An 11,460-nucleotide genomic window follows, 5' to 3' on the forward strand; every position below is an offset into this window, starting at 1 on the left:
TTTGCAAATTACATATGACTGTTGAATATAATAAATAGCAGCGTTATGAAAATAGGTATAGAAGGGCAACGCCTTTTTCGGAAGAAAAAACACGGTATGGATATGGTAGCTTTAGAATTGATAAAGAACCTGCAAGAGCTAGACCATGTAAATGACTATTTCATTTTTGTAAAACCAGATGAAGATTCCTCTGCCCTTAAAGCCACTTCGAATTTTACGATTGTTGAATTAAATGGAGGGTCGTACCCTACTTGGGAACAAATAGCATTACCCAATGCTGCCAAAAAATATGGCTGTGATATCTTGCACTGCACCAGTAATACTGCACCTTTTTTCACCTCTATTCCTCTAATAACGATTCTTCATGATATTATTTATATGGAAAGTAGTTATTTGAAAATACTTAGAAGTAGTGCCAGTACTTATCAAAAATTTGGAAATATATACAGAAAATTGGTAGTGCCTCGTATAGTGAAGAAAAGCAAAAAGGTGATTACTGTTTCACATTTTGAAAAAAACAGAATTGGTGAGTTCTTTGGAATAAAAGACGATACAAAACTAGGGGCTATTTATAATGGGGTAAGCGAACATTTCAAATCCATTACCAATAAAAACGAGCTCAATCGGGTTAAAGAAAAATACAATTTACCCGATAAGTTTTTCTTTTTTCTGGGCAATACAGACCCTAAAAAGAATACAAAAGGCACGCTTAAAGCTTTTTCTGATTTTTTAAAACGTACAGCCTCTAATCATAAACTCGTAATGCTGGATTATGATAAAACGGAACTGAACAGTTTGTTGAATGAAATTAACGACCCCAATCTCATCCATCATATTGTTTTGACGGGCTATGTAGTGAATACCGATTTGCCAGCTATTTATGCGCAATGCGATATCTTTTTGTATCCATCTCTTCGTGAAAGTTTTGGAATTCCAATGCTAGAAGCGATGTCGTGTAATGTGCCTGTTATTACATCAAACACTTCATCAATGCCAGAAATTGCCGAAGATGCTGCTCATATTGTCAACCCGTTGCAACCTGAAGAAATTACGGAAGGACTCATTAAAATTCTAAATGATGAAGCCTATCGCCAATCGCTTTGTGAGAAAGGCTTGAGGCGGAGTAAACAGTTTTCTTGGAATAATATGGCCAAAGAGTATTTAAAACTTTATGAAACCATCTATGTCGAACAATCAAAAAAAACGAGACTATGATAAAAGGTAAAGATATTATAGTGGTAGGCATACAAGCCTGGGATATTGAAATAGGTAGCAATTGCAAAAATATAGCCTTGGAGTTTGCGAAGCACAATCGAGTGTTGTATGTAAATCCGCCTATGGATAGAGCTACTATGGGAAAAGACAAGCACAAAGAGAAAATTCAAAAAAGAATCAGAATCAAAAAAGGTCTTGAACCTAATTTATACGAGATTGGAACTAACCTATGGAATCTATACCCCAAAAACAGTGTTGAATCCATTAATTGGTTGCCTATTCATAGCGTGTTTAAAATATTGAACAGGAGAAATGCCCGTTTGTTTTCAGAAGATATCAAATCGGCGGCCGAGCGATTGAATTTTAAAGATGTCATTCTCTTTAATGATAGTTCGATGTTTTTAGGAAGACATTTGAAGGAATTTTTACAGCCCAAAGTCTACGCCTATTATATGCGAGATTATTTGGTGAAAGTACCGTATTGGCAAAAACACGGAGAACAAATGGAACCCGAAGTGATAAAACAAGCGGATGTTTTATTGACGAATTCTGATTTTTTCGCAGATTTTGGTTTACAATACACGGCTTACAGTTATATGGTTGGACAAGGTTGCGATGTCTCACACTTTAGTGACGATGAAGGTAAGATACAAGTACCAGCAGAATTCAAAGATGTACCCTCGCCAATTATTGGCTATGTGGGGTCGCTTACCAGTTTAAGGTTAGACATCAGTTTACTCGAATTTATTGCAGAGCAGAGAAAAAACTGGAGCATTGTTCTCGTGGGCCCAGAAGACGACGATTTTAAAAAATCAAAATTGCATCAATTGTCAAATGTGTATTTTTTTGGGAGTAAAGATGGCTCAGAACTTCCAGCTTATGTAAAAGGTTTTGCTGTAGCCATCAATCCGCAGTTGACCAACAACTTAACGATTGGCAATTATCCAAGAAAAATTGACGAATACCTTGCTATGGGAAAACCAGTAATTGCAACGCAAACCAAAGCAATGGAAATGTTTCGCGACTATGTGTATTTGGCTTCTTCAAATGAAGAGTACATTACGTTAACCGAAAAAGCTTTGGAAGAAAACTCAAAAACTTTAGCTGAACAAAGAGCCAATTTTGCCAAAAGTCATACTTGGGAAAACAATGTTAGTGCCATCTATCAAGGAATAATTAAAGCAACCAAACACAGGATACAATGGGATTGAAAGAAAAAATAAAATCCAATGAAAAATTGAAAAAACTGGTTCATTGGTCCATACTTATTCCAAAGCAAACAAGACCCAGACTTTGGATAAAGTGGTTCGTAAATCCTTTTTATCATAAAAAAGGAAAAGGAGCTATAATAAGATATCGAACCAGATTGGACGTCGTTCCGTGGAATAAATTTGAACTTGGTGAAGATTCTACTATCGAAGATTTTTCTGCGATAAACAATGGCGTGGGTCCAGTAATTATTGGAGACCGAACCAAAATAGGTCTCAGCAACACGATTATTGGTCCTGTTACTATCGGGAATGATGTGCGATTGGCGCAAAACATTACTCTTTCGGGCTTGAACCATAACTATGAAGATGTCAATCGCCCTATTCATATTCAGGGAGTTTCTACAGCACTCATAACCATTGGAGATGGCACTTGGATTGGTGCTAATGTGGTGGTTTTGGCAGGAGTAAGCATTGGTAAAAATTGTGTAGTCGCAGCAGGTAGCGTGGTCACAAAAGATATTCCCAACTATGCCGTTGCAGTGGGGAATCCAGCTAGAGTATTGAAACAATACAATCCTGAAAAACAAATATGGGAAAAGGTCTAGCGCTAGTATAAATTTTAAGCAAATAAAAATGATAACACTAAAGATACTATTCTGGATTTTGCTATCGGTGATAGTCTACACCTATGTGGGGTACGGTATTTTGTTGTATGCAATTATAAAAATCAGAAGGTTTTTGAAGATGGGCAAAAAGCTAGAAATTGACCCTTCCTATGAACCCGAAGTGACCTTGTTTATTGCGGCTTACAATGAAAAGAATTATGTAGCTGCTAAAATGAAAAACACCTTAGAACTCGACTATCCTAAAGAAAAAATCAATATCGTTTGGGTTACCGATGGTTCCGATGATGGTACTCCTGAATTATTGAAAGGATACCCAAACACAACAGTCTATCATTTAGATGAGCGAAATGGTAAAATTGGGGCAATGAATCGAGGGATGGATTTTGTGAAAACACCCATTGTTATTTTTAGTGATGCCAATACCAATCTTGGGAAAGAATCTATTAGACGCATTGTAAACTTGTTTAGTAATCCAAAGGTGGGTTGCGTTTCTGGAGAAAAACGAATTGTGGATAAGGAAAGCGATGTCGCCTCTGGTGCTGGTGAAGGCATTTATTGGAAATATGAATCGGCATTGAAAAAATGGGATGCCGAATTGTACTCAGTGGTAGGAGCAGCGGGCGAACTTTTTGCCATTCGAACAGCCTTATACCGCCACGTTGAAAAAGACACTTTATTGGATGATTTTATCATATCACTAAGAGTCGCTCAAGAAGGCTATACCATTCAATATGACCCTGAAGCCTATGCTATTGAAACCGCTTCGGCCAATGTTAAAGAAGAATTTAAGCGCAAAGTCAGAATCTCAGCGGGAGGCATTCAATCTATTGTGCGACTTCGTTCTTTGCTGAATATTTTTAAATACGGAACGCTTTCCTTTCAATACATTTCGCATCGCGTTTTACGTTGGAGTTTAACTCCTTTATGTCTAATTCTCCTTATTCCTGTTTTGTCAATTTTAGCCATAAACGAAGGGATTTTCTCTTTTGGCTTGTATTCCACCCTGTTTTGGTTGCAGTTGCTTTTTTATGCCCTTGCCTTGTTAGGTTGGTTTTTAGAGAATAGAGAAACTAGAATCAAGATTTTGTTTGTGCCATATTACTTTTTTATAATGAATGTATGCGTGGTTTTGGGCTTTTTTAGATATATGAAAAAATCACAATCGGTAAACTGGGAAAGAGCACAACGAGCGAGTTAGCACCGAATGCAATTTGTAAACCATTAGATTTCAATTTAAAAAAATAAAATTATGAATAGAAGAAAAGCTATCGGCGGAATTTTAGCCCTCACTGGAATTGGGATTGCTACCTATACTGGATTTCATTTTTTTTATGCGAAATCCAATAGAGGGCAACTCCCTAATTACAAGAATCTAATTGCAGCCTTAGTCGATGTGATTATTCCTGCTACCAATACTCCAGGCGCCAAGGAAGCTAATGTTCAAGATTTTATAATTAGCTATATGGAATCGTGTTCCTCGAAAAAAGAGTATACTAATTTCTTTAACGGATTAAATGACCTCCAAGAAACGTGTTTGGATACCTACGGTTTCGGTTTTGAAAAATGCACACCACAACAACAAATAGCAATCGTAAAGGATTTGGACAGCACTTATGATGGTTCGGGTTTGTTTTCTAAAATCAGAAATAAAATATCGGGTCGTCCTTTTTATACCATTTTAAAAGCATTAACTGTAGAAGGATATTGCACTTCCGAATTGGGAGCGACACAACATTTAGTGTACGAACCTATTCCTGCTAGATACAAAGCAATCACCACCATACAACCCAATCAAAAAGCTTGGGCAACAAAATAGCTATAGTATGAAAAACCAAACAGAAACAAACACCTTTGATGCTATTGTTGTAGGGTCAGGAATCAGTGGAGGATGGGCTGCGAAAGAACTCACAGAAGGCGGCTTAAAAACCTTGGTGTTAGAAAGAGGCGGACAAGTTGAACACGTAACGGGCTACACAACCGCTTTTCTGAATCCTTGGGATTTTAAAAATAGAAAGCATCTAACAAATGAAGAACTCGAGGAGCGACCTGTGCAAAGCAGTCATTGTAACGCCGCCGACAAGCATTTTTATGTCAATGACAAAGAGCATCCCTATATTCAGGTGAATCCATTTAAGTGGATTAGAGGCTATCAAGTTGGTGGTCGTTCCCTCACTTGGGGGCGACAAAGCTATCGTCTTTCAGATTTGGATTTTGAAGCCAATAAAAAAGACGGTTATGGAGTCGACTGGCCCATACGCTATGCAGATTTGGCTCAATGGTATGATTATGTCGAGGATTATGTAGGTATTAGTGGTAGTTCAGAGGCCATAGCTCATTTGCCAGATGGCGTTTTTTTTCCACCGATACCGATGAATGCCATAGAACAGCATCTAAAAGAAAAAGTAAAAGAACATTATTCCGATAGAGTGATTATAAATGGTAGAGTAGCAAACTTAACGCAACCAAAAAAAGGAAGAGGCCCTTGTATGTATCGCAATTTATGCAGCCGAGGTTGTCCTTTTGCAGGCTATTTTAGCAGTAACTCGGCAACATTGTTAGATGCACAAAAAACAGGGAATTTGACTTTGAGAGCAAATTCTATTGTGAAAGAAGTGCTGTATGATGCCAATACTAAAAGAGCCATCGGGATAAAAATCATTGATGCGCTGTCAAAACAAGAACATACATTTTATGCCAAAATAATTTTCTTAAACGCCTCTGCAATTGCTACTGCTGCTATTTTGTTGAATTCTATTTCTCCCTCTTTTCCAAATGGATTGGGAAATTCAAGTCAACAAGTCGGACACAATTTGATGGACCATATCGTCAATGAAGGCACCTACGGAACTTTTGATGGATTATTGGATAAATATTACGAAGGAAGGTCACCTGGAACCATTTATATTCCAAGATTTCAAAACATAAATAAGCAAACACAAAATCCTGATTTTGTTAGAGGGTATGGAATTCAAGGAAAAGGAGAGCGAGAAAATTGGGAATCAAAACCCACACAAGGTTTTGGCGCTTCATTGAAAGCACAATTACAAACTCCTGGTAAATGGACGATTTCTCTTGGTGGTCGAGGGGAAGTTTTGCCGAATTATGAAAACAAAATTACGTTAGATACCCAAAATCTGGACCAATGGGGATTGCCGTTGGTTAAGGTCGATTTTAATTATGGTGCTAACGAATTGGCAATGATGGAGCATATGACCAAATCGAGTGAGGAAATTTTAACCAAAGCAGGTTTTAAAAACGTAGGAAGTTATAGAACAAGTCCGCCTCCAGGCTCAGCAGTACACGAAATGGGAACCGCAAGAATGGGCAATGACCCTAAGACTTCGGTTTTGAACAAGTACAATCAAATGCACGATGTAAAGAATGTATTCATTACAGATGGTAGTTGTATGACGTCATCGGCTTGTCAAAATCCTTCTTTAACGTATATGGTACTTACCGTAAGAGCTTGTAGATATGCAATGGAGCAACTTAAATCCAATAAGTTATGAGTTTTTTCAAAAAAATAGTACTTCTGTTAGGCTTGATTTGTCTGGTATTTGGAATGGTTTATGTCATAAAACAGCCCAAATATTCCATAAAAACAGATGGCAAACTATATGTTGTCAATAAAGCAAGCCGAAGCATTACTGTTTTTGATTTAGAAAAAGGGGAGGAAATAAAGGAGTTGCCCATTGCAATAGAACCACACGAAGCAACAGCACTAACCAACCCGAATAGAATAGTAGTTACAAATTATGGCGCTATTGATGCAAAGGGGAAGAGCATTACAGTCATTGATGCAGAGAAGAATACTATAACAAAAACAATTGATTTGGGGAATAAGAATACTAGTCCTCACGGTATTATTACTTTGGAAAACCCTAACAAAGTTGCTGTTGTGTCTGATGATGGCAATCATCTATCAGTAGTCAATATTGAATCTGGAAAAGTAGAAAAACAGATTGCCACTCAACAAAAAGTCAGTCATTTATTGGTTAAACATCCCTTTAAGCCTATTGTTTATGTGACCAATATCAATTCTGGTTCAGTGACTGTTGTTGCTATTGAAAGCAATAAAGTCGTTCAAATTATCCCTTGTGGAAAGAGTGCAGAAGGTATTGCTATTACAAAAGATGGTTCAGAAATATGGGTTTCAAATAACAAAGAAAATTACGTATCGGTTATCAATACTTTAACGTATAAAGAAATGGCTCGATTGGCAACAGGAAAAGAGCCCTTAAGAGTAAAGTTTTCAATTGACGGAAAATATGGTTTGGTTGCTAACGCTAGTGAGGGGACAATTTCAGTTTTTGATACCCAATCAAAAAAACTTTTTAAAACCATAGTTATTCCTGGTAATAAAAATGTTTTTGAAAAAATCATCTACCGCACGCCTCGACCTGTTGGAATACTAATGCATCCCAACGGATTGTATGCCTTTGTGTCCAATTATACTGCGGGTAGAGTTGAGGTTATTGATATGCAAAATTTCACAATTAGTAGCAGTATCAAAGTTGGAAATATGCCAGACGACTTAGCAATTATAATCTAGTTTTAGTTATGATAAGTAAGAATGCAAAATATTGGATTTTATCGTTTGCCATTGTATTTATTTGCTTTCAAGCGGCACGTCTTATTGCTAGATTACCATCGTATACCATACAAACCACAGGGAAATTATACATTGTGAGTAAGGTTGGCGAGAGTGTTCACGTATTTGATTTATTTACGGGAACAGAAATAAAGGAAATTCCAATTGACATATTATCTCACGAAGCAGTTACAACTTCGGATGAGAAAAGAGTAGTGCTTACAAATTACGGGGCTACAGATGGCAACATTATTAAAATCATAGACACCAAAAAAAACGAAGTAGAAAAAACGATAGACTTAGAGGACAATATAAAAGTTAATGGGATTGTAGCTTTTCCAGAACCCAATAAAGTTGGGGTGATTGACTATGTTACTAATACATTATTAGCAATTAATATTGATACTGATAGTATTGAAAGAAAAATACAAACCCAACAAAAAAAGAGTCATCTTATAGTGTTGCACCCAAGTAAAGCCATTGCTTATGTTACGAACATAGGTTCAAGTTCAGTGAGTGTAATCGATTTGATTTTGAATAAAGTGATTAAGGTTATTCCTTGTGGGTTAGGAAGAAAAGGCATCGACATAACTCCTGATGGCTCTGAATTATGGGTTACCAATAATAAAGAGAATACTATTTCGGTAATAAATACCTCGACTTATAAAGTTACCCATACATTGAAAACAGGTGATGACCCATTAAAGCTTAAATTCTCTACAGACGGGAAGTATTGTTTAGTAGCCAATGCGATAGAAGGTACTGTATATGTGTATAATCAAAAATTAAAAAAGAAGATAAAGACTATTGTATTTCACGGGAAAACAACATTAGTAGAGATACTATTATATCATACACCGCGTCCCGTGAATATTGTAATGCATCCTAACGGATTGTATGCTTTCGTTTCTAACTCCAATGCTAATAAAATTGAAGTGATTGATATGAAAACTTTTGAAATTGTAAGCACTATTGGAACAGGAAGAGTTCCAGATGCTATTGCATTTGTAAATTAATCTATCCTCTGAATTCCTATTCAGTGGTGTGTTTTTTAGAATAAGTAGTTCCAAAAAATGGAAAGTAATTCTAATTTATGGATAAGAATAAATTTCTATATATGGGGTAAAGCGCTTAAATACCAGCGTTTGAGAGGGATATTTTTTTTGGTGTTGTTTTTGGATACTCAAATGCATCAAAATAAAGCACATTGTAAATTGAGATTAAACTTAACCTAAAAACATTCTAAATTAAAGGACATGAATAATTTAAAACCATTCATTAAAAATACGCAGCAAAATAGCAATTCCGTATGGATAGTGTTATTTGTAATTATGATTTTGTTAAACTCTTGTAGTAAAGATCCTGTAGATATAACTGATCCACCAACATCCTCTGGTGAAGTTACAATTGACAATTTACAAGCTTCTTCAACTTTTACTTGGAAAAATACTCAAGATGCTAAAGTAACTATCAGAACTAAGGACAATCAAGGAAATGCCGTTCCTGGCGTAAAAGTGAGCGTTTGGACTAATTTTGAAGAAGAAAATGGAAAAGAGATTATCAACGGTATAACCAATGAGCAAGGAGAATTTATAGTAGATTACACTTTCGAAGCCGACATGAAAGAAGTTGTTTTAAAAACAGACTTTATTGGTTTTGTTCCAGAAACGAAAGTGCCATTAGAAAATCGAGTAGTTAATTTTACTTTTGGAGGGACAAGAAGTACCCAAAAAGGCCAAAAAACTAGCCGTAAACCCTTTTCTTCCAAACAAGCATCAGCACTTTACAGTAAAACGAGTGCTGGTATAAAAATTAACTATATCGGGACTTATAACAACAACGGAGTGCCTAATTATTTAATGAGCAAACCAGATGTGATTGATAAAAATTTCCTAATTGATGTCAACAATGCTTTACCTGAAAATATGCCCGTTCCTACCTATCATCCGGAATATCTTTTAGGTAGTAGCCAGCACAATTTAGTGATTTTAGATAAAGCCGAAGTATGGATTACTTTTGTTTCTGAAGGAGCTGGATATAAAAATGCATTGGCATACTATACTTATGACAGAGATTTTCCACCCAAAACTCCAGCTGATGTTAAAGAATGTAAGGTGATTTTTCCTAATGCCTCATTTGCAGGTTCAGGAGGAGGATTGTATTCTGGGGACAAGGTTTCTTTAGGTATTTTCGAAAAAAATACGGTAATTGGATGGATGTTGTTGCGTAATGGTTGGAGCGACAGTGCAAGACAAGCAACAGAAGGTTTGGGTTTATTGTATTCTAACTTAGAGTTAAACCCAGAGACAGATATCAAATACCGTCAACATACGGTTATGTTGTATGATGAAAAAAGAAGTTTGTTCCTACTTGGATTTGAAGATTTAATTCGCCCAGGTGGAGACAATGACTTTAATGATGCTGTTTTCTATGCTACGGCTAACCCAATAAAAAATGTTGAAATATTTGATGTTCAAAAAATAAACCCTGATCGAATAGATACTGATAAAGATGGTATAATTGATGGTTCTGATGATTATCCAAATGATCCAAAATTAGCGTTTGATAACTATTACCCAAGCAGTAACACTAACGGAACATTGGCGTTTGAAGATCTTTGGCCATCAAAAGGAGATTATGATTTTAATGATTTAGTGGTTGATTACAACTTTAATAGAATTACAAATGCTCAAAATAAGGTAGTTAGCTTGAAAGGAAAATTCACAGTAAAAGCTATTGGAGCAAGTTACCAAAATGGTTTTGGTTTCTCAATTCCAGGAGTAACTCCTTCACAAATTGCATCTGTAACAGGAACAAAATATACAGAAGGATACATCAAAACAAACGGTAATGGAACAGAATCAGGTCAAAAAAATGCAACCATAATTGTTTTTGACAATGCTTGGAAACACGGTGCGGGGAATACCAACCCTGGCCAACCATATGTTGCCTCACAGCCTATTGAAGTCACTATAGATTTAGTCAACCCAATTGATGTTAGTGCCTTCGGAATGGCGCCTTTCAATCCATTTATTATTGTAAATAAAGAAAGAGGGAAAGAGATTCATTTAGCAAATTACCCGCCAACAGATTTGGCTGACAAAGCCTATTTCGGAACTTCTTTTGACAATACTCAGTCTTCTATAGGGAAATATTACAAAACCAAAGACAATTTACCTTGGGCAATAGATTTCCCTAGTAGTTTTGATTATCCAATTGAAAAAGCAAAAATCGATGCCAGTCACTTGAAATTTAAAAATTGGGTTTTAAGCAATGGCGTAGACTTTAAAAATTGGTATAAAAACGAAGCTGGGCATAGGAACAGTTCAAATATTTTTAACAAATAGTAGAAAATAAATCATATCTAAAAGATGAGTACAAATATCAAATTCATTTACAATTAAACACATTCTTTTAGCCAATTAATGAAATTAATGGATATTTTAAAACAAGTCATTTACAAAAAAAACAAAAAGATTAGTAAGTAACCCCCACAAGAGTCATTATCATCCCACATGGTTCCCGCTATCCTCTAAATCTTGCTTGGGCTTTATTCGCCCAAGCAAGGATACCGCTGCTATCGGGGTTAAGGAGCTACAATGGGCCTATTTATAGGCATTGTTACAACCAAAAAACTCCATTAGATATTCTCTAATGGAGTTTTTTTTTGTTTTTGTACTCAGAGCGGGACTTGAACCCGCACGAACATTGCTGTTCACTGGATTTTAAGTCCAGCGTGTCTACCAATTTCACCATCCGAGCAATTAGTGGTACCTCCAGGGATCGAACCAGGGACACATGGATTTTCAGTCCATTG

9 protein-coding genes and 1 tRNA gene are annotated in these 11,460 nt (G+C 36.2%); 9 read left to right on the plus strand and 1 reads right to left on the minus strand.

Features of this window, described 5'->3' with window-relative positions:
- Window positions 1–45: 45 nt before the first annotated feature.
- The 9 genes from AO58_RS0116040 (at window position 46) to AO58_RS0116080 (ending at window position 10,990) form a co-directional block, all read left to right on the plus strand.
- Window positions 46–1,215 carry a glycosyltransferase family 4 protein gene (locus AO58_RS0116040; protein WP_024982665.1) on the plus strand — a complete coding sequence of 390 codons (1,170 nt, stop codon included), beginning with the start codon at window positions 46–48 and terminating at the stop codon, window positions 1,213–1,215.
- Window positions 1,212–2,426 carry a glycosyltransferase gene (locus AO58_RS0116045; RefSeq protein ID WP_024982666.1) on the plus strand — a complete coding sequence of 405 codons (1,215 nt, stop codon included), beginning with the start codon at window positions 1,212–1,214 and terminating at the stop codon, window positions 2,424–2,426. Before AO58_RS0116040 ends, AO58_RS0116045 begins: the two co-directional genes overlap by 4 nt.
- Entirely contained in the window at window positions 2,417–3,031 is a 615-nt protein-coding gene (locus AO58_RS0116050) for an acyltransferase (RefSeq protein ID WP_024982667.1), read from the plus strand. Before AO58_RS0116045 ends, AO58_RS0116050 begins: the two co-directional genes overlap by 10 nt.
- A 28-nt stretch (window positions 3,032–3,059) precedes the next feature.
- Window positions 3,060–4,250 carry a glycosyltransferase family 2 protein gene (locus tag AO58_RS0116055; RefSeq protein WP_024982668.1) on the plus strand — a complete coding sequence of 397 codons (1,191 nt, stop codon included), beginning with the start codon at window positions 3,060–3,062 and terminating at the stop codon, window positions 4,248–4,250.
- A 51-nt stretch (window positions 4,251–4,301) separates the two neighbouring features.
- Window positions 4,302–4,868, plus strand: a complete 567-nt coding sequence (locus AO58_RS0116060; RefSeq protein ID WP_024982669.1) for a gluconate 2-dehydrogenase subunit 3 family protein — start codon at window positions 4,302–4,304, stop codon at window positions 4,866–4,868.
- Window positions 4,869–4,875: 7 nt separating this feature from the next.
- A complete protein-coding gene (locus tag AO58_RS0116065; protein ID WP_024982670.1) occupies window positions 4,876–6,561 on the plus strand; it encodes an FAD-dependent oxidoreductase in 1,686 nt (561 codons plus the stop codon).
- Window positions 6,558–7,604: a YVTN family beta-propeller repeat protein gene (locus tag AO58_RS0116070; protein ID WP_024982671.1), complete on the plus strand. Its 1,047-nt coding sequence runs from the start codon at window positions 6,558–6,560 to the stop codon at window positions 7,602–7,604. The genes AO58_RS0116065 and AO58_RS0116070 overlap by 4 nt, the downstream gene beginning before the upstream one ends.
- A gap of 8 nt (window positions 7,605–7,612) precedes the next feature.
- On the plus strand, window positions 7,613–8,659 hold the full coding sequence (locus tag AO58_RS0116075; protein WP_024982672.1) for a beta-propeller fold lactonase family protein: 1,047 nt from the start codon (window positions 7,613–7,615) through the stop codon (window positions 8,657–8,659).
- A gap of 240 nt (window positions 8,660–8,899) precedes the next feature.
- Window positions 8,900–10,990, plus strand: a complete 2,091-nt coding sequence (locus AO58_RS0116080; RefSeq protein WP_081764683.1) for an LruC domain-containing protein — start codon at window positions 8,900–8,902, stop codon at window positions 10,988–10,990.
- Between the two features lie 329 nt (window positions 10,991–11,319).
- Here AO58_RS0116080 and AO58_RS0116085 read toward each other — a convergent pair.
- Window positions 11,320–11,405, minus strand: a tRNA-Leu gene (locus tag AO58_RS0116085).
- Window positions 11,406–11,460 lie beyond the last annotated feature (55 nt).

This window comes from Flavobacterium succinicans LMG 10402 (genome assembly GCF_000611675.1).
Taxonomy (GTDB): Bacteria; Bacteroidota; Bacteroidia; order Flavobacteriales; family Flavobacteriaceae; genus Flavobacterium; species Flavobacterium succinicans.

Excerpts from the sequence above, each read along its gene's own strand:
- AO58_RS0116070 (WP_024982671.1), top strand. The coding sequence starts at position 6,558 with ATGAGTTTTTTCAAAAAAATAGTACTTCTGTTAGGCTTGATTTGTCTG.
- AO58_RS0116055 (WP_024982668.1), top strand. The coding sequence starts at position 3,060 with ATGATAACACTAAAGATACTATTCTGGATTTTGCTATCGGTGATAGTC.
- AO58_RS0116080 (WP_081764683.1), top strand. The coding sequence starts at position 8,900 with ATGAATAATTTAAAACCATTCATTAAAAATACGCAGCAAAATAGCAAT.
- AO58_RS0116045 (WP_024982666.1), top strand. The coding sequence starts at position 1,212 with ATGATAAAAGGTAAAGATATTATAGTGGTAGGCATACAAGCCTGGGAT.
- AO58_RS0116065 (WP_024982670.1), top strand. The coding sequence starts at position 4,876 with ATGAAAAACCAAACAGAAACAAACACCTTTGATGCTATTGTTGTAGGG.
- AO58_RS0116075 (WP_024982672.1), top strand. The coding sequence starts at position 7,613 with ATGATAAGTAAGAATGCAAAATATTGGATTTTATCGTTTGCCATTGTA.
- AO58_RS0116050 (WP_024982667.1), top strand. The coding sequence starts at position 2,417 with ATGGGATTGAAAGAAAAAATAAAATCCAATGAAAAATTGAAAAAACTG.
- AO58_RS0116060 (WP_024982669.1), top strand. The coding sequence starts at position 4,302 with ATGAATAGAAGAAAAGCTATCGGCGGAATTTTAGCCCTCACTGGAATT.
- AO58_RS0116040 (WP_024982665.1), top strand. The coding sequence starts at position 46 with ATGAAAATAGGTATAGAAGGGCAACGCCTTTTTCGGAAGAAAAAACAC.